14 protein-coding genes and 1 tRNA gene are annotated in these 18,114 nt (G+C 55.1%); 11 read left to right on the top strand and 4 right to left on the bottom strand.

What is annotated here, in order from left to right:
• Positions 1 to 163: 163 nt before the first annotated feature.
• From LAO76_11915 to LAO76_11895, 5 genes are all read left to right on the top strand, one after another.
• The gene (locus LAO76_11915; protein ID MBZ5491626.1) at positions 164 to 796 is read left to right on the top strand and encodes a restriction endonuclease; all 633 of its coding nucleotides are present in this window, start codon (positions 164 to 166) and stop codon (positions 794 to 796) included.
• A gap of 613 nt (positions 797 to 1,409) precedes the next feature.
• Positions 1,410 to 4,595: a formate dehydrogenase-N subunit alpha gene (gene fdnG, locus LAO76_11910; protein MBZ5491625.1), complete on the top strand. Its 3,186-nt coding sequence runs from the start codon at positions 1,410 to 1,412 to the stop codon at positions 4,593 to 4,595.
• On the top strand, positions 4,592 to 5,374 hold the full coding sequence (locus tag LAO76_11905) for a 4Fe-4S dicluster domain-containing protein (GenBank protein MBZ5491624.1): 783 nt from the start codon (positions 4,592 to 4,594) through the stop codon (positions 5,372 to 5,374). Before fdnG ends, LAO76_11905 begins: the two co-directional genes overlap by 4 nt.
• The gene (gene nrfD, locus LAO76_11900; protein MBZ5491623.1) at positions 5,371 to 6,462 is read left to right on the top strand and encodes a polysulfide reductase NrfD; all 1,092 of its coding nucleotides are present in this window, start codon (positions 5,371 to 5,373) and stop codon (positions 6,460 to 6,462) included. The genes LAO76_11905 and nrfD overlap by 4 nt, the downstream gene beginning before the upstream one ends.
• Positions 6,463 to 6,946: 484 nt before the next feature.
• Positions 6,947 to 7,150, top strand: coding sequence for a cold shock domain-containing protein (locus LAO76_11895; GenBank protein MBZ5491622.1), 204 nt, complete (start codon positions 6,947 to 6,949; stop codon positions 7,148 to 7,150).
• A gap of 190 nt (positions 7,151 to 7,340) precedes the next feature.
• Here LAO76_11895 and LAO76_11890 read toward each other — a convergent pair whose 3' ends face one another.
• Positions 7,341 to 7,739, bottom strand: coding sequence for a hypothetical protein (locus LAO76_11890; protein MBZ5491621.1), 399 nt, complete (start codon positions 7,737 to 7,739; stop codon positions 7,341 to 7,343).
• Positions 7,740 to 7,840: 101 nt separating this feature from the next.
• On the opposite strand from LAO76_11890, the gene LAO76_11885 reads away from it, so the two are divergent.
• On the top strand, positions 7,841 to 8,455 hold the full coding sequence (locus LAO76_11885) for a sigma-70 family RNA polymerase sigma factor (protein MBZ5491620.1): 615 nt from the start codon (positions 7,841 to 7,843) through the stop codon (positions 8,453 to 8,455).
• A complete protein-coding gene (locus LAO76_11880) occupies positions 8,452 to 8,805 on the top strand; it encodes a hypothetical protein (protein ID MBZ5491619.1) in 354 nt (117 codons plus the stop codon). The genes LAO76_11885 and LAO76_11880 overlap by 4 nt, the downstream gene beginning before the upstream one ends.
• Positions 8,806 to 8,859: 54 nt before the next feature.
• Here the strand turns inward: LAO76_11880 and LAO76_11875 are convergent.
• A tRNA-Leu gene (locus tag LAO76_11875) sits at positions 8,860 to 8,949 on the bottom strand.
• A 308-nt stretch (positions 8,950 to 9,257) separates the two neighbouring features.
• Entirely contained in the window at positions 9,258 to 9,812 is a 555-nt protein-coding gene (locus LAO76_11870) for a hypothetical protein (GenBank protein ID MBZ5491618.1), read from the bottom strand.
• Between the two features lie 295 nt (positions 9,813 to 10,107).
• Here LAO76_11870 and bshC point away from each other — a divergent pair, with 295 nt between their 5' ends.
• The 4 genes from bshC to LAO76_11850 all read left to right on the top strand — a co-directional run bounded on the left by bshC (position 10,108) and on the right by LAO76_11850 (position 16,603).
• Positions 10,108 to 11,721, top strand: coding sequence for a bacillithiol biosynthesis cysteine-adding enzyme BshC (gene bshC, locus LAO76_11865; protein MBZ5491617.1), 1,614 nt, complete (start codon positions 10,108 to 10,110; stop codon positions 11,719 to 11,721).
• Positions 11,722 to 11,934: 213 nt separating this feature from the next.
• Positions 11,935 to 12,834 (top strand): universal stress protein, encoded by a 900-nt coding sequence (locus LAO76_11860; GenBank protein ID MBZ5491616.1) that lies wholly within the window; start codon positions 11,935 to 11,937, stop codon positions 12,832 to 12,834.
• Positions 12,835 to 12,878: 44 nt separating this feature from the next.
• Complete coding sequence (locus tag LAO76_11855) at positions 12,879 to 15,491, top strand: cation-translocating P-type ATPase (protein ID MBZ5491615.1); 2,613 nt, start codon at positions 12,879 to 12,881, stop codon at positions 15,489 to 15,491.
• Positions 15,488 to 16,603 carry an AI-2E family transporter gene (locus tag LAO76_11850; GenBank protein MBZ5491614.1) on the top strand — a complete coding sequence of 372 codons (1,116 nt, stop codon included), beginning with the start codon at positions 15,488 to 15,490 and terminating at the stop codon, positions 16,601 to 16,603. The genes LAO76_11855 and LAO76_11850 overlap by 4 nt, the downstream gene beginning before the upstream one ends.
• Positions 16,604 to 16,712: 109 nt before the next feature.
• On the opposite strand, the gene LAO76_11845 is transcribed toward LAO76_11850, so the two are convergent.
• Positions 16,713 to 18,071 carry a heparan-alpha-glucosaminide N-acetyltransferase domain-containing protein gene (locus LAO76_11845; protein MBZ5491613.1) on the bottom strand — a complete coding sequence of 453 codons (1,359 nt, stop codon included), beginning with the start codon at positions 18,069 to 18,071 and terminating at the stop codon, positions 16,713 to 16,715.
• Positions 18,072 to 18,114 lie beyond the last annotated feature (43 nt).

The following is an 18,114-nucleotide window of genomic DNA, read 5'->3' as shown; positions in this document are numbered from 1 at the left end:
GCACCATAATACGCTACGCCCGACAACCTCGACCTTTGAGTTCATCGCTGCAAGCCCCGCTGGGAACGCAGATAGCGCATTGTGGATGCCAGATCGCCGTCCACGTAGATTGACTTCTCCAACCGTCTCCGGGTTATTTGACTTTCGTCTCATATTCGCTATAATGATCGCGCTTGCTTCAGCTCGTATCGGGTTACTTCTGCCCATACGTGCTTGTCGCCTCGCGCCCGGATCAAATCGAATGTTTAAAGTCAAGAAAAAGCCGAAAATCACTTCAGCCGAATTTGAGCTCCAGGTCAAGAAGTTCCTGGAGTCAACCTCCGGGAAGCTGGAGGAATTTAAAACCGAACACCTGGAGTCTATTGAGGGGACCGATGGCACCTATGAAATTGACATAACGGTAAGATTTAGAGCTTTCGGAGCGAAGTTTCTCGTTCTGGTGGAATGTAAACACCACAAAAACCGTATTATGCGCGACTACGTGCAGGTGCTGCACGCCAAACAGGTATCGCTTGGCGCGCAAAAAGCAATGATGTTTTCTACCTCTGGTTTTAACGAAGGGGCGGTAAATTACGCGCTTCAACATGGGATTGCTTTGATCCAGCTTGCTTCAGGCGAAACTCTGTACTTTACAAAGGGTGGGAATCCAACGCCCCTGCCTGATTCCCTGCCCGCTTATGTTGGATGGCTCATTGCCAAGCACGACCGCGCAACTGACGGCGTGAGTCATAGCCTCATCGCTCCAGGACATCCTGATGCCCTGAACAAGTTTCTCTTTGACTCGTCGCCGAGGTAAACAAAATCGCGCAATGCCGCGCACCCAGAAAGCGAGATTGCGGAAGCATGCTGCCGCAATCCTGAGGAAGCGCGGAGGGGTGTGGGAAGGCTCTCCAGTGATTCATGGTGCAGCGAGGGGGCTTCGTCCCCACGGGCCATCCTGGGCCCACGGATTTAAAGCCCCTTCAATAATTAGAGATTGCGAAAGCCATAACAGCGCCTTCGTCAGTGCCTTTGTTGCAAGTTGCTTAACGGCTACTCTCTACGGGCATTGGGGTATTTGTTCACAATCGCCATCCATTGCGCAGGTTGTGAAATCAAAGGTGCACATGTGGGTGAGAATACCACCGCGGACCTGCTCTACCTCCGCTGTGCTTAATTCACGGCCAAACAGGCGGCCGAGGACTCTGTTGTTTTCTGTGCTTTTTGGCATGGGAATTCTCCTTTGCAATAAAAAAGCAATTGCCAATTTGTACTACTTTTTAATCCGGTTTCTGCTGCTTCTTAATTTTGTTCCGGTATGCAGAAGTGGGAAGTCGGGGCATATTAGATCGTATTGCGATGCAACCGTGCCCGCCGCGAGGCAACCCGCTTAAACAATCGCTCCTCACAACTTGAGGGGACAAAAAAAGATGCTCCGGGAGCTGCTTGCGCGCTGGCCAGTCGTTAAACAAATCCAGACAGGTGGAGACGGAACTGGCGCGGAAGCCATGTCTGACAAGACCCACAGTCTGGGGCCGCGCACGGCTGGTGCTGAAGTGGCGCGTTCCGTCTGTCCGTATTGCGGCGTGGGCTGCGGTCAACTGGTTTACCACAAAAACAACAAGCTGGTTTCCATTGAAGGCGATCCTGAGTCTCCCATCTCCCGCGGACGACTCTGCCCCAAAGGAGCCGACAGCTTTGAGCTCCTGACCCATGCAAATCGCGAACTGAAGATGAAGTACCGTAAGCCGTTCAGCAAGAAGTGGGAAAGCCTTGATCTTGAAACGGCCATGGACATGATCGCTGACCGGCTCTGGGATGCGCGAGAACGGTCATTTGTTGAAAAGCAGGATGGACAAACCCTGATGCAGACCAAAGCGGTAGCGCATCTGGGCGGCGCCACGCTGGATAACGAAGAAAATTACCTGATCAAAAAAATGTTTACCGGCGGTCTAGGCATGGTTTGCATCAGCAACCAGGCCCGAATATGACACAGCTCCACGGTGCCCGGTCTGGGCACATCTTACGGTCGCGGCGGAGCAACCACCGCCCAACAGGACCTGCAATATTCTGACGCGATCCTGATCATGGGTTCGTCCATGGCGGAGAATCATCCCGTCGGGTTCCAGTGGGTGATGGAAGCGCGCGAGAAGGGCGCAAAAGTAATTCACATTGATCCGCGTTACAGCCGCACCTCGGCCATGGCGGATTACTGGCTGCCGTTGCGGCCCGGTTCAGACATAATTTTTCTTGGCGCGCTGATCAATTACGTCCTCACGCATGAAAAATATTTCCGCGAATATGTAGTCCATTACACCAACGCATCCACGCTGCTGCGCGACGATTTTCGCGATACTGAAGATCTTGGCGGCGTATTTTCCGGCTGGAACCAGGAAGAGAAGCAATACGACCCCAAGACCTGGCTCTATGAAGGTTCTCCGTCAAAGGACTCAGGCGGAGTGTTTGCAGGACACTCAAAACATGGCGGGGGCCATGGCAAAGATCGCGGCGGTGAAGCGGGTGACCTGGGCGAGCATAAGGACGATCCTGGTCTGGAAAATCCGCGTTGCGTCTTTCAGGTCCTGAAAAAACATTTTGCCCGCTATACGCCGGAGTTGGTTGAGTCCTCTTGCGGCATTCCAAAAGAAAAATTTCTGGAAGTTGCGGAAGTTTACACATCCGCTTCTGGTCCGGAGCGGACGGGAGCAATCTGTTACGCCGTCGGCTGGACGCAGCATTCCAAAGGCCCGCAGATCATTCGTGCGGCAGCCATCCTGCAATTACTTCTGGGGAATACAGGCCGTCCTGGCGGGGGCGTTATGGCCTTGCGCGGCCATTCGTCGATCCAGGGCTCCACCGATATACCAACTCTTTATGACATTTTGCCCGGCTACCTGCCGATGCCCTTTTTCGAAGGCGATTCGGATAGCTTGGCCACCTATCTGAAAAAGCATACCTCCGAGACAGGCTGGTGGAACCACTTTGATAAATACGCCATTAGCCTGCTCAAAGCCTGGTACGGAGAGGCCGCGACTGCCGAAAACCAATTTGGATTTCAGTTTCTGCCGCGCGTCACCGGCGACCATTCTGAATACGGTTACTGGCTTGATATGGCCGATGGCAAACTGGAAGGTCTTTTTGTGATGGGACAGAATCCGGCGGTCGGCGCGGCGAACGGAAGACTCGAGCGTTCCGCGCTGGCCAACCTGAAGTGGCTCGTCGTTCGCGACTTTGTGGAAACAGAGACAGCCGCATTCTGGAAAGACTCGCCAGAAGTCCACCGCGGCGAACTTGATCCCAAAAAGATCCCGACGGAAATCTTTTTTCTTCCCGCGGCCGGTCACGCGGAAAAAGACGGGAGTTTTACCAACACGCAACGCCTGCTGCAGTTCCACGAAAAAGCAATCGATCCGCCGGAAGATTGCCGCAGCGAAACATGGTTCATGTACCACCTGGGACGAAGGTTGAAAGCCAGAGCAACCAAACAGCAGACATCGCGCAATGCAGCTTTAAACGCGCTCACATGGGACTACGGGACGCACGGGCGCCATGCCGAGCCGAACGTTGAAGAGATCATCGGCGAAATCAACGGCTATCGCGTAAGCGACCGAACTCTGGTTTCAGGCTATAAAGAGCTAAAGAACGATGGTTCCACAGCGTGCGGCTGCTGGATTTATTCCGGAGTAATGCCCTCTCCAACAGAAAACAAGGCGCGCAAGCGCGAGCCCAAAGGCCGCTATGGACACGGGTGGGGCTACGCATGGCCAAGCGATCGCCGGATTTTGTACAACCGTGCATCCGCGCGTCCGGACGGGAAGCCATGGAGCGAGCGCAAAGCGCTGGTGTGGTGGGACGTCGACCAAAAAAAATGGACAGGCCACGACACTGCGGATTTCACAGAAGATAAAGCGCCGGACTATCGGCCAGAAAAAGGCGCTAAAGGCGATGATGCTATTGCGGGCGACAAGCCGTTCATCATGCATCCAGACGGCGTGGGATGGATCTGGGTTTCCAGCGGACTGAAAGATGGCCCGCTGCCAACGCACTATGAACCTCTGGAAAGCGTTGTTACGAATCCACTCTATCCAGACCACAGCACAAATCCCGCGGCAGACAAGAAAGAACGGCCCGACAATACGTACGCCTTTCCTGCCGGCGACGAGCGATTCCCTTACCTGCTGAGCACCTACCGATTGACTGAACACCACACCGGTGGAGGCATGAGCCGATATCTGCCGCATCTGGCGGAGCTGCAGCCGGAATTATTTGCAGAAATCTCACCACAGTTGGCGGAAGAGATCGGAGTTCGAACCGGAGAGTATCTCACCGTTACCACGATGCGCGGAATTATTGAAGCTCGCGCGTTGATCACTGAGCGAAACCAGCCGCTGGTGATCGATGGGAAACTCAGGCACACGATCTGCCTGCCGTACCAATTCGGCTACAAGGGGCTTGTCACCGGCGACGTGCCGAACGATCTGCTTTCAATTTCTGAAGAACCCAACGTGCGCATCATGGAAACCAAGGCGCTTGTTTGCAACGCGCATCCGGGACGCGTACCGCGGAACGCACAAGCATTGAAAATGTGGAGACAGGACCTGCGGAGGACGGCATGAGCACAACTGCATTTTTGACGGATTCCACGCTGTGCATCGGCTGCAAGGCCTGCGAGGTAGCGTGCAAAGAGTGGAATCAACTCGGAGAAGACGGCTTTGAGTGGAGCGGAAATTCTTATGACAACACCATGGCCGTGGGACATTCAACGTGGCGGCATGTGAAGTTTGTGGAGAACACGCCAGAGATCGGGCGCGGCGGCAACGCTGCAGAGCAACTGCCGGCCTGGGGCTTCTCCTCTGACGTCTGCAAGCATTGCGAAGTGGCCGGCTGCCTTGAAGCATGCCCGACGGGCGCAATCGTGCGCATGGAGTTTGGAGCAGTGTTCATTCAGCCGGATATCTGCAATGGCTGCTCATACTGCGTTGTTGCTTGTCCCTTTGGCGTGGTTGAAAAAAATGAAGATGATGGCCGAGCGTTCAAGTGTACGTTCTGCTCTGACCGTCAGCGGGCAGGCTTGCAGCCGGCCTGTGCCAAAGCGTGTCCGACAGAGTCGATCAAATTTGGCGAGTTAGATGTGCTCAGAGAAGAAGCTAAAGCGAGACTTGAAGTTCTGAAATCGCGCGGCGTAACAGACGCAGTGGTGTACGATCCCGTTGCAACCAGTGTTAAAGGAATACATTCTCTGTTTCTGCTGCGTGGCGATCCGTGTACCTACAATCTGCCGCCGAATCCTGAGGTCCCTACCGCCTATTTAAAGAGAGCATGGCAATCTGCCGCCGTCGCCGCTGGAGCGATGCTCGGCGCTACCCTGCTGGCATTTCTGGGAGGCAAGCGATGAGCCGAGTTCCCTTACCTGAATTGCCCGGACGTGTTCCAGATTCACAAAGCGAACGACGGCTTACCGCTTTGCGTCGCGAGGCCGCGCAATCCGGCATGGTCTCAGGAAAAGGAGTGACGCCAGCGGGAGCGCCGTTCCGGCAAGCCTCACCGAATACCGGCTACTACGGAGTGCCGCTGCTCAAGGAGCCACAGTGGAATCCGGAAGTGCCGTTGTATTTTTTTGTAGGCGGCGCGGCTGGAGCATCGGCCGTAATTGCGGATATGGCAAGCTGGCTGGGCAACGATCGCGAACTAGTGCGCAGCGCACGATGGATGGCCGCGGGCGGAGGCGCGCTTTCGTCAGCACTGTTAATCAAAGATCTGGGAATGCCATCGCGCTTCCTGAACATGCTCCGGGTGTTCAAGCCGCAAAGTCCCATGAGCATGGGCGCGTGGACGCTATCTGCTTTCTCCAGCTTCTCTGCGGCGGCGGCATTTGCCAATGTGATGCAAGTAAAGTTTGGCCTTTCAATCCCGATCCGCCTGATTGAAAATGCGGCGGGAGCGTTGGCTACTGCGACGGGACTAGTGATGTCGAGCTACACGGGAGTGTTGATTGGCGCGACAGTGATACCTGTGTGGAATGAAAACGTCGGAACGCTTCCGCAGCACTTCGCGGCTTCAGGACTCAACTCGGCGGTCTCTCTTCTAGAGCTGTTTGGACACGATTACAATCGTGCGTTGAACCTGCTGGGAATTTCCGCATCATGTTATGAGGTAGCGGAAGGGGTGTTGCTGGAAAGCAAACGCCATCGCGTAAATGAACCGTTGCGTAAAGGGTGGAGTGGCGCGATTGTGAGAGCGGGCGGAGTGTTGTCCGGACCGGTACCGCTGGCATTGCGTCTTGCCTACGCCGTGAGCGGCAATAAGAAGCTCCGCCGAGCGGCGGCGTGGTCGAGCGTTGCCGGTTCCCTGCTCACGCGTTTTGGTTGGGTACAGGCGGGACGCGCATCGGCAAGGGACCATCGAATTCCGCTGGAGCTGCCGGAAGACACGGCAGAAGTCAGGAAGACCAGCCATCAGATCGGGTTGCAGCAACCCGCATAGATCACTCACCGTTCGAAGTGCTTGTCAAAAAAAGATTCGGCACGGTGCTGCCTTGCTTACTAACGCGGGGGCCTCGGTACACAGACATGATTTAGATATTGCTCGGCGTCCTGGCAAAGCATCTGGCATTTATGACAGCGAATTGGGCCTTTGACAACAACTTTTGGACGGGACGCCGGAGGAGTGTTCACGTTGGGTGGGGTCATATGTTCAAACTACGCGCTCAGAGGATTTGCTGCAACATGAATCGGGCTGAGCCGTTATTAGTGCTTTCTCGAGGTCAAAACACGCTTCAAGATTATTTCAAGATGGTCGGTATCGATTTCTTAGGTTTCATCTCGATTCGGTGATATACTAAGACTTCCCGTTAAGTGATTCACCAACGGTTAGCGAGCCGGTCCAGCCTCAAAGCGACAACCCACCTCACAAATACCAGTCAATCTTCTTCAGCAGGAATATCAAAACAACAAAGGAACAACTACAAATGGAACAAGGAATTGTGAAGTGGTTTAACGACGCAAAAGGATTTGGATTTATTACCCGCAACAGCGGTGACGGAGACGTGTTTGTGCACTTCTCAGCGATCCAGTCCAACGGGTTCAAGAGCTTGCCGGAAGGCCAGGCCGTGGAATTCAGCGTTACCAAGGGTCCCAAAGGCCTACAGGCAGAGAACGTAAGAGTTCTGTAACAACCCCAATCACTGCCCGGATGCTTTCAAGCTCCGGGCAGTTCTGCGTTTGGGGCGCTTTCGATTGTCACTCCCCCGACACGAAACCAGAAGGGTAATTTCACTTAACAAAGCCCGCCGCATTTGAGCTTGAGCGCATTCGCTAACCTTGAAAGAGTCACGAAAGGAATGCCCTGGTAGCCGAAATTCGTTACTGTTCCTTGGGGGCCAGCACATAGGAATAGAAGAGCAAAGCCACACCGATCAGCATGGGAAACAGCCCAACCAGCGCTACAGCTTTATCGCCGGGGTCGAGAATGAACCAGAGGAAAGGCATCAGGGCCATGCCACCAGCAATCGCCACCACGCCGCCCAGCCGCTGCCCCTGGCGTTGCCTTCGCACGGCGATGCGCTCTTCCTCGCGCATGAGTTCCAGGGCTGAGGTAGCGCCCGGGCCCTGGCTTTCGGCGATTTTCTTGAGCGTCTCACTCTTGTAGTAAGCTTCCCGTTCCTTGCGGCGCGCGTCAGCCCAGGAAGCAATGGAAATAAACGTAAACACGCAAATAACAGAAACAATAGGGATAAACAGGGCAAGGGTTCCGGCGTTCATTTCGCATCTCCTGGCAGACAGATAACCGCTGCACCGGGTAAGACAGGTAGGTTCCCTCGGTGGTTGCGTTATTTTTGGGAACCGATGATTTTCAAAAAATAATGAAACCGACCGATTTGCCCCGCGGTCATACCGTGGCAGGGGGAATTGTGAGTGCCAGTGAAGACAAAGCCGACGTGGAAAAGGTCCTGGCAGGCGATGTCGAGGCATTTCAAGGCATTCTTTTGCGCTGGCAGCGGCCGCTGGTCAACCTGGCTTATCGTTATTGCCGGGACCGTGGACGAGCCGAGGAAATGGCGCAGGAAGCTTTCTTGCGCGCCTTCCGCAAACTGAGCCATTGGCGAAGCGACGCCGTTTTTTCCAGTTGGCTGTTCGCGCTGGCTGCAAATCTCTATCGTTCAGAGCTGCGGCGGATTCCGATGAAGACAGTGCCGCTGGATGAAATTCTGGAACCTAAAGATACACGGCCGTCGCAGCCGGGGCTGGAAGAAGAACAGCGCGACCGGGCGATTCGACAGGCGGTCGCCGCGCTACCTTCAAAATATCGTGATGCCGTGATCTTTTTTTATCTTCAGGAGATGGACCTGGATGCGGCGGCACGCAGCCTGGGATTGAACCAGGGCACCTTGAAGTCAAGACTCTTCCGCGCCCGTGAGATACTTCGCAAGAAGCTCCCGCATCTATCACTGGAAAGTCCCAGAGAGGCATTACCATGAACGATGACTTTGACCGCATCATGTCGGAAGAAGAAATTCTGCCGTCCTCAGGCTTTGCCGCTTCAGTGATAGAAGCGGTGCGGCGCGAAGCTGCGGCTCCTCCTCCGATTCCATTTCCGTGGAAGCGGGCGCTGCCGGGAGCGGTGTTTGCCGCCGCAACCCTGATTGGAATCCTGGCCATTTGCGCGATAGAGCTCTTCGATTCGAGCTCTTTAGCGCAAGGGCAACCTGTTTCTGTTTCAACGTGGCAGCTATTGCTTCAAGTTCACTCTCAATGGGTATTGCTGGGCCTGGCGGTTGTGTTGGCTGGGTGGAAGATGCCGTCGTTTCTTGGACTTCGCAGAAGTTAAGGCTGTTGGCGGGCGTGAACCCTGAGCGTAGTCGAAGGATCTCCAGAGTGATCATGGTGCCGAGAGGGGGACTCGAACCCCCACGCCCCTTTTAAGGGCTGCGGATTTTAAGTCCGCTGCGTCTGCCAGTTCCGCCATCCCGGCTTGGGAATATTTCATTTTATAAGGAATTTGCGTTTTGGGTGTCGGCTACCTCCGTTCCTGTCTTTCGTCGTCATCAATGCCGCGCCTGAGACCGCCTGCATCTGCTTTGCGCATTCAGCAACGATCCGGCCGATTTTGAGACGTAGCAGTGCTGCGTCTCTACGTTGAATACCCGCGTTCGCCAACTGAATCGCTACGAACGAGTCTTACGATTGACGAGGAAGGCCCCAGATGCTTGCGACTGCGTACGTAATACGCAAGTTCAATTGAAACCGGCCTTCGTCATCACTGGACGGGATCAGGCGTAGTTATGGCCGCACATCAGTACATTGAGGCGCAATTTGTTTTTTCCATCCCCTGCTGTTCTCCAGAGGACGATCAAATGTCATCGGGGTCAACGTCTCGGTGAGAGAAGAGTTGCGGCGTTCGATTGCGACCGCATAGGCCGGATGGTCGGCAGGGCTATTCGGAACAATTTGTACGGCGACGGAATACCGGGGCCAATCTTTGTCCGAGTACACCCGAACGTGCGATCCGTCTGAATAAATAGAAATACCTGTGCTGACCAGTTTGAGCTGTTCAGTTATTGCAGACAGGTCACGGGTAACGTAGGTCTGAAATTCATCGACCCGTATCGTCTTTCCGGTTACAGCGGCAGTACAGACGAGCTGCACCTGTTTTAGCGTGGGCGCCACTCGATGCAGTAGCGGGAGCCCTTCTGAACGACGAAGAGCATCCACTTGATTCGCGACCACGTTCTCGGCAGCCCTTTTCGATTTGAGAGGCCACTCTCCAGTCTGCGCTAGTAATGACATCGCCATGATGCAGACCAGAATCAGTGTGCCAATCAGCGGTTTTATCATGCCCAGATCATACCTAACGGAATGCTACACTATGACGCATCGTGATTGTTGATAACAGGCGTTTACACTCATAACGCAATAGCCAGAGAGCCGATTTGGATACGCAGCAGTGCTGCGTCTCTACGTTGATATACCCGCGTTTGCCAATTGAATCGTAATGAACGAGTCTTACGATTGACGCGGAAGGCTTCCCCGGGCTGGAAATCACATTCATCCTTTACAATCGACAAGCGCCAGAAGGTGCAGATTTTTGTGCAACCAGCGGAGCCGGCGTGAGTCCAATGAGTCTATGCAGATGGTGGAGAGCCCAAACGTGGAAACCGAGTGTCTGCCGTTTTCAAGTATTCCCCACACAACCCGCCTGTTTGACGATTATCTCCATCACTTTGACAGCGTAAAGCAGTTTTATGCCCACCCGCCCCTGAGCCAGGAGTGGTGGGCGGACGAGACCAAGAAAATCAATTATCCCGCGGAGCGCCGGCAGGCGGTAGCGGCGATTCTGGAGCGGCAGAACCGCGAATTTGGCGCGTGCGAAAAAACGCTGGCAAATATCGATCGGCTGCGGCAGGGCGCTGCGGCTGTGGTGACGGGGCAGCAAGTCGGCCTGTTCGGCGGGCCGATGTTTTGCATCCTGAAAGCCCTGACCGCCGTCATTATGGCGGAAAAAGCCGGCGCCGTGCCAATGTTCTGGCTGGCAACCGAAGACCATGATCTGGAAGAGGTCAATACCGTAAATCTGGCAGCGGGCGATCATCTGCAAAAGTTCACGGTGAATGTGCCACATGTGGAAGGCGCGCCGGTTGGGACTATTGCATTCACGGATGAGGTCACCGCAGCAACGCAGCAGGTGGAAGCGTTGTTTGGGAAATCAGAGATCAGCGAGCTTCTGGCGGCGAGCTATCGCAAAGGCGAGACGTTTGGGACCGCATTCGCCAGGTTCTACACCAAAGTATTCTCTGAGATGGGCGTGGTCTTCCTGAACCCTCTCGACAAAGAGCTGCACCGCATCGCGCAGCCGGTATTTCGCGCGGCGCTGGAGAAATCCGAAGAAATCAATCAGGCGCTGGTGGCGCGCAATCACGAACTGGAAGCCTTGGGATACCATGCGCAGGTAAAGGTAACGCCATCTCACACGCTGTGTTTCTATTTTGAAGATGGGGCCAGAACACCCGTACGCCACCAGGATGGGGAGTTTTTTATTGGCGAGCGCAAGCTGGCTGCAGCGGAATTGTTGAATGAAGCGGAGCGATGTTCAGAAAAGTTCAGCGCGAACGTGCTGCTGCGCCCGCTGATGCAGGATTATCTGTTGCCGACTCTGTGCTATATCGGCGGGCCTGCCGAGATAGCATACTTCGCGCAAATTGAAGTTGTTTACCGCAAGCTGGCAAGCAGGGTGACGCCGGTTGTCCCGCGAATTTTTGCCACGCTGATCGAACCTCGCACCGCCAAACTGATGGACCGTTATCAGCTTTCTCTTGCCGACCTTTTCAATACGCCGGAAAAAACGCGCGAACTGGTGGCCAGCCGAGCACTGCCAGACAGCATACTCAAGAGTTTTGATCTCGCAGCGGAGCATGTGGACAAGGCGCTGGCTCTGATCCAGAGCCAGCTGGAAAAGCTGGATAAAACGCTGATCGATGCTGCGGAAAACGCGGGATCGAAAATGCGGTACCAGTTGCAGGGCATTCGCGACAAAGCCGCGCGCGCAGAAGCGCGGAAGAATACCGAGGTCCTCCGCCACGCCGATGAGTTGATCACCGCACTTTATCCCAACAAAGAATTGCAGGAACGAGAGATTGGCGCGGCATATTTCCTGCTGAAGTACGGAAAAAGCATGTTGGAGCAAATCAAGGCTGCAGTCCGCACAGGATGCGGAGAGCACCAGGTCATCAAGATACAGGCAGGATAACAAACTCTTGCAGCAGGGTTGCGGCAGTGAGCCCTATCGCAACAAGCTGCTCAACGCAGTATTCTCCATATTCACACCTCCTCTTGCAGTCTTCTCAGGGAAGGGCCTCCCTGGCCTCCGTTGAGACCTTCCGAACACACCCAACGAGTGTCATGTGACCCGAATCACGGCAACACGCATGGCGCCTGTGTCCAATAGAAGAGGAGGCGTTTTATGGCCCGATGCAGCACAGAAATCGCGATTTCAAGTGTATTGCTGGCCACCGACTTTTCGGCAGAATCGGCCCAGGCAGTGGATTACGCAAGGCGATTTTGCAGCCGACAGAACGCGAAGCTCTTTGTCGTTCATGTGATGGACGTATTCCCGTTTGTATTGAGTGCAGATCATGCCGCGAAGGCCAAGATCGAGGAAATCCGGGAGAATGCCGAGGCGCAGATGAAACACTTTGTGCGCGCCAACGATCTCGAACAAGCCAGAATCGAACCTTACCTGATCGAGGGAGAGACATCCGAAGCCCTGGAAAAGTTCATTCGAGAACATGAAATTGACCTCGTCGTCCTGGGAAGCCGGGGTGACACAGGAATCAGCCGCTTGTTTGAAGGCTCAATGGCAGAAGAGGTCTTCCGCACGGCGCAATGTCCCGTGATGGTTGTAGGGCCGAATGCCAAAGTGCTGCCGAAGACCGCAATGTTCAGCCGCTTGCTGTTTGCCACAGACCTGGGCCCATTTTCCAGAATTGCTCTTCCCTATGTTGAATTCCTGCTGCATGAGGACCCTTCCGCCCGGCTGACATTGGCGCACTTTCTTGAACAGGAAGCCGACAGCGTCAATGAACGGCATCAATCACGGCGAAATCTTGAACACCAACTCACAGAGATGATCGATCCAGAGTTCCGCAGTCAGATTGCGGACGTGGTGGTTGAGGCGTGCGTTGCGCCTGAGGGAATGATCAAGTTGGCTGAAGGATTAGACGCGGATCTGCTGGTTCTTGGAGTTCGTTCCGGTGGTGCGTTTACGCGTGCTGCCACGCACGGATTATTTTCCACTGCTGCACGGGTGATCTCAGAAATACGTTGTCCGGTGCTCACGATTCGCAGTGTCACCGGAACGTGATCCAAGCAGGATGCAATAACAAAAAGGGAGCAATGACAGGGCACATGCAAAGCGTATCAGCTGACACCATTATCCAGACTGGCGATAAAACCAGAAAGGAAATTGTCGCGCCACAATGGATAGGTCTGAGCGATGATGAGGCGGCGCAACGGCTGGTCCGTTATGGGCCCAATGAGGTGCCGTCCGCGCAAGAACGCACATTCTGGCGCATTGCTTTCGATGTTCTCAAAGAACCGATGCTGCTTCTTCTTATAGGGACCGGCGGCGTGTACCTGCTGCTGGGCGATCCGACGGAAGCAGCCGTACTGCTGGTGGCAATCTTTGGCATCATTGGAATCACCCTTTACCAGGAACGAAAAACAGAACGTGCTTTGCACGCGTTGCGCGATCTTTCAAGCCCAAGAGCGCTGGTGATCCGCCAGAGTGTGCGCAAGAGAATTGCCGGGCGTGAAGTAGTGCCAGGGGACCTGGTGGTTATCTCTGAAGGTGACCGGATTCCGGCAGATGGAATCATCCTGGAATCCAGGAACGTTCAGATAGATGAATCGCTGCTGACGGGCGAGTCGCTCCCCGTAACAAAGACTCAAGGAGCTCCAGATGGCGAACTGGGACGCCCCGGGGGCGACAACACGCCAAATGCGTTCTCTGGGACTCTGGTGGTGAAAGGCCGCGGCATTATTGAAGTGCGCGCTACAGGGCTCGCCAGCGAACTGGGAAAGATCGGCACCAGCCTGGCGGGCCTGCGCCCGGATAGCACGCAGATCCAGAAGGAGACGAACAATCTCGTCAAAATCTTTGCCGTAATCGGAGTCCTGCTCTGCGGCATCGTTGTCCTGGTCTTCAGCTATACGCACGGCAACTGGCTGCAAGGAGTGCTGGCGGGCCTGACACTGGCGATCTCCATGGTCCCGGAAGAATTCCCCGTGGTGCTGACCATTTTCCTTGCCATGGGCGCCTGGCGGATGTCACGACAAAGAGTGCTGACGCGCCGCATGCCCGCGATTGAAACGCTGGGAGCTGCGACCGTGCTGTGCGTGGACAAGACGGGCACTTTGACGATGAACCGGATGTCAGTACAAGTGCTTTTCAGTGGCGGTCAGTTATGGAACGTCCGTGACGACCGCAGTGTGATCCCGGAAGGGTTCCACGAAACAGTCGAATACAGCATATTGGCAAGCAGCAGAGATCCGTTTGACCCAATGGAAAAGGCATTTCTTACTCTGGGGCAGGACTTTCTGCAATCGACGGAGCACCTGCATGCGGACTGGAGTTTAGCCCGGGAGTATCCTTTGTCTCCCGCGCTGCTCGTGATGTCTCGGGCGTGGAATGTGCCAGGGACAACGACTCGCTATATCGCCGCAAAGGGCGCTCCAGAAGCGGTTGCCCAACTTTGCCAATTATCTGCCGAAGAAGGAGCGAGACTGAAAGTTGCCACAGCGGAAATGGCAAGCCAGGGATTGCGCGTGCTGGGAGTGGCGAAAGCGACCGTCGAAGGCGATCTGCCCGCGGAGCAGGAAATGATCCCATTTCAACTGATAGGACTTGTCGGGCTTGCCGACCCCGTACGCCCTTCTGTTCCCGCAGCGCTCCAGGAGTGCTATCGCGCCGGTATTCGCGTGATCATGATTACCGGGGACTATCCAGTAACGGCGCAGAGCATCGCTGCGCAAATAGGGTTACATAACCCTGATCGGACGAACACAGGCGCGGAACTGGAAAAAATGGACGATGCACAACTAAAACAGCGTGTGCGTGACGTAAACGTCTTTGCTCGCGTGGTGCCGGAGCAAAAGCTGCGTCTGGTAAACGCATTGAAATCATTGGGTGAAGTGGTAGCCATGACCGGCGATGGAGTGAACGATGCTCCCGCGCTGAAGGCAGCGGATATCGGCATTGCGATGGGTAATCGTGGTACTGACGTGGCGCGCGAGTCCGCAGCGCTGGTGCTGCTGGACGACGATTTCAGCTCGATAGTAAACGCGATCCGGTCTGGCCGCCGCATTTACGATAACTTGAAGAAAGCCACCGCATTCGTGCTTGCGGTTCACGTGCCCATTGCCGGAGTAACACTGGTTCCGTTGCTGCTGGGATGGCCGCTGCTTTTGATTCCCATCAATGTCGTCTTTCTTGAGCTAATCATCGATCCGGCTTGTTCAATTGCGTTTGAGGCCGAACCAGAAGAGCCAAACGTAATGGCCCGACCGCCCCGAGCACGGGACGAGCGGCTGTTTGAACGCAAGAGAGTCCTGTTGAGCCTGCTGCAGGGATTTGGCGTCTTCATTACCACTCTAGCGGTGTATGGCGTCTTTCTACATCATGGACACTCTGAGACTGATTCGCGCGCCCTGGGCTTCTCTACCCTTGTGGTGGGCAATTTAGCGCTGATTTTCACGAATCGATCCTGGACCCGAACCATATGGAACAGTGTACGAGGTATGAACACGTCTCTCTGGGCGATCGCTATTGGGACGTGCGTCGCTCTATTGCTCGTTCTATATGTTCCCCCGCTCACGAGCCTGTTTCATTTTTCTCCGGTGCATCCCAGTGACATCTTCATAGCCGTGTTTGCGGGCTGCCTGGGCGTGCTGTGGTTTGAAGCTCTCAAGCTTGTAACCGGAAAACGCCTGCATCACGGTCCGGCAGAGGTGGGCAAATGATAGAGAAAAGAGACTCCGCAACTCTGTTCCTTGCCGGCATTACGGCGGTGGCGCTTTATTTGAGCTATCTTCTGATACGGCCATATGCGACGCCGATCCTCTTTGCTTCCGTCATTGCGATTATCTTTTACCCTTTGCATAGGCGCACACAGCAGATCGTTCGCCGCCGCAATCTGAATGCGGCAATCAGCACAGGTGTGACGCTCATCCTTACAGTTGTTCCGTTAACTTTCCTGCTGGTGGCGATCAGCCATGAATTGTCAGACCTTTATCAAACTCTCGTAACCAAGAGCGCTGATTCAGGCGGTGTCCTTGCATATTTGCTCCACAGCGTGGAGCAGATTGTCAGTTGGGCGGCAAACCGCCTGGGAGTACCTTCGCCAGATCTGCACGACATTCTGGCACGAAGACTTGAGAATGCAAGTGCCCAAATCGTGGGCATGGGAGCCAGCCTGATAAGCAATGCGTTTTCATTTGCGGCCGGGCTTGTAATTGCCCTCGTCATTCTTTTTTTCTTGTATCGCGATGGAGAAAAGAGTGTGGCCGCGATTATGGCTGCCCTTCCGCTGCCCGAAGACCGGATGGCCGAATTGCGCGCGCGCGTCACGTCTACCGTGGTAGCGAACTTTTATGGCGGCGTCGCCGTAGGAGCGCTTCAAGGAACGCTCACCGGTCTGGCTTTCTGGGCGCTAGGCATGGAATCTCCCGTGCTTTGGGGAGTGGTTACGGGATTTTTTTCCCTGGTTCCGGTGGTAGGATCCGCCTTGGTATGGGGACCTGCTGCCATCGTGTTAGCGCTGACGGGGCATCTAGGCAAAGCCGCGATTCTGGCTGGCGTGGGCATGGCTGTGATAGGGACAGTCGACAATATCGTTCGTCCCCTGATAATTCACAGAAGCGTCCGCTTGCATACGGTGTTTGTACTGTTTGCGCTCCTGGGCGGCGTGCAACTCTTTGGAGTTCTGGGCCTGTTTGTTGGCCCGGTAATCCTTTCAGTTACAGCAGCATTGGTCATGATGCTGCAAGAAGATCTGGCGAGCAGGAAGCAGGCGAAGGTTGTTGCAATAGCGACGGTGGCGCCAGTGAAGTCGCAGTCCGCGGGCGAGCAGTAAAAAGCATCACAGCGGAATTGTCAGCGCGGAGCAAGCACAGCTTAATTCGCAAAAAAGCAAGATGTCACCGATTGAGCTTATGCCGGAGCATGACCACCGGGGACGCGCCTTACAAATAACTGAGGAACCCGATGTCCTTTCGTCGCTGCTTCAGTCCGGCGAACCAACGGCATGGAACGTAAAGCACTGCCACCACGATCAGCCAGACCAAATAGAGCAACGCCAGATTCCAGACGTATCCTGGCGGCGAAGGCGGGTTCATCACGGGATGGTTCATGAACAGCCACGGCGCAACCGACCCGGTGCGCAGGAGCGAAACAATAATCGCAGCAAAGTGAATCAGCGGAATGTGCAGCATGTAGTAGAAGAAAGGGACACGGCCAAATATCTTCAGGACGCTTGTAACGCGACCGCCGGCATTTTCCAGTAAGGGTAATACCAATAGCATCGGCCCTAGCGTCATCAGCAGGAAGAGCAAAGAAGCCGGGTACTTGGTGGTGTTGAGGAATGAAATCCATGCCGGTGCTTGCGGCCGTCTTGGAGGAGTAACTGGTGCGGCCTGCTGCGTCGCAGGGCTTGCAGCCGAGGCCGGTGCGCCGGAAGTCGCATGCGGCGCAGTCTGACCTTGCACACTGGGCGGATGCGCTGGCGCGACCCAGGGACGCGGATCGCCATAGAGGTTAAATCCCCGCAAGACCAAAAACGCGACAATGCAGGCCGCTCCCAGCGCCAGGCACATTCTTCGGCGTGGTAACTCGTCCGTGATCATCACGCGTCCAAACACGTAGCCCAGCGCCATGACTCCGATCCAAGGGAAAATCGAATACAGCACAAACAGGATGGGTCCATGCTCGCCTATCTGGATAGGACCTCCAAAATACAGGACTTGCCACAACCAGCTCCAGTGGCTCGTCTGTAACATCGCGTACAAACTCGGCAAAGATCGATCAAGAATGTTATGTCCCAGCACAATGATCAGACCAAAGGCAACCAGGGCTCGCGTCGGCAAAAAGATCAGCCCTGCCAACAGGACCATGCACCATCCGATCCCCCAGATCACACCAGCCAGCAGGTAATGGCCGAAATCGAAGTTGAAGGTCCAGGCCACACGAAGCACGGTGAGTTCCAGCAGCACCAGCCATAGGCCCCGCGTTACAAGGAAGCGCGCCAGCGCCCTGGTATCCGCCAGTTTACGGCCGTGGAGGAAAGCCGAAGTGCCCGCTAGAAAGATGAATGCCGGAGCAACAAAGTGTGTGATCCATCGCGTAAGAAATATACCCGGAGTTGGGCCGCCGGCGGGAAGACCGCAATAAACGCGGACATGGTCAATCGCCATCAGCAACATCACGGCGCCGCGCACGATATCAATTGACTGAACGCGTGCGCCGCGGGGCGTTTCATTGCGGTCAGCCCTTACGGCTTGGGCGGGGGCTTGTCTGGATGCGACCACCGTTTCTGTTCTCAACATTTGGAACTCCCTGCGTCTGTGGAATTCACAAGAGGTCAGACGG

The organism is Terriglobia bacterium, assembly GCA_020072645.1.
Lineage (GTDB): Bacteria > Acidobacteriota > Terriglobia > Terriglobales > Acidobacteriaceae > Angelobacter.
Note: the sequence above shows the minus strand (reverse complement) of the source record. Positions and strands in the feature narration are given on the sequence as shown.